Annotated in this window: 1 pseudogene; it reads right to left on the bottom strand. The window is 52.5% G+C overall.

The features are described 5' to 3' along the window. Window positions 1–263: 263 nt before the first annotated feature. A pseudogene (locus AAC854_RS22700) lies at window positions 264–963 on the bottom strand (hypothetical protein); the annotation flags it as partial.

The raw sequence follows: 963 nt of genomic DNA, 5'->3' as shown, positions 1-963 counted from the left end.
CGATAGACCGCTATATTGAGCGAAACGGTCACTATAAAAACCGTTCTGCTTTTCTGGCTGAATTGGCACGAAAAGAAATTGCTCATCCCTAAATGTTAAAGGCCACCGGGCAGTTAACCCGGTGGCCTTAATGCTATGACTGAGGTTGGTAGCCTCTATCTAATAGCGCGACATTCTCAAGCCAACACAGTCAGTCTAATACCTATAGCATAAAATATCAACCTATGGTATAGCGTCAATAATCTCACACAAATGAGCGATATTCACCCAATCACAGGCGAATACTTCTGTTTCAGCCCATCCGATTTATAGGCCGTGTTCCTGATGGCGCTGGCGTTCTCCGGTGTGCCTGTGTTGTGATGGGTATGGGCGGCGGTCAGTTCAGCCAGTTCCCTGACCACATCCAGCGTCTCTAACATCAATGTCATGACGTTGATTTGCTGGCTGCCCACCCAGACCACAGGGGCGACGATTTCTTGTTTAGCGCCCGCGATGCTTTGCTTAAGCAGGCCGATTTTCTCAATCAGTTTCTGCCCGACGTCAATATTGGCCTCTTTTCCCACACTGGCGACAAAATTCTCTGAGGTGGCGAGACTGTAATCCCCGTCGGCAATGTGCTGGACAGCGCCTGCCAGTAGTGCAGACGTGCCTAACACTGTGGTCTTATCCGTGGCCTGTACCGTGGTTTCCCGTGCAATCACGGTGCGCGTTTCCGTGTCTGCCTTGACTTCACGGTGCATGGACGATTCGTTAATGGTCTGGTCAGTCTGTCTAATCCAGCTCCCGTCCTGCGTCACCCGCTGCGACACTTCCGCCCGCTGCTGCTGCAATTGCTCACCGGGCTGGATATCGGGCAGGGTGTTGCCCTGACTCAAGGTCTGGCGGATAAAAGGCTTGTCAGGGCGGCCACCTTCGAACGCAATTTCAACCACCGTGCCAATGGGCGGATACTGGAACATGCCC

Source organism: Xenorhabdus entomophaga (assembly GCF_037996725.1).
GTDB lineage: Bacteria > Pseudomonadota > Gammaproteobacteria > Enterobacterales > Enterobacteriaceae > Xenorhabdus > Xenorhabdus khoisanae.
The sequence above is the reverse complement of the archived record's forward strand: the minus strand, read 5'-3'. Positions and strand labels throughout refer to the sequence as shown.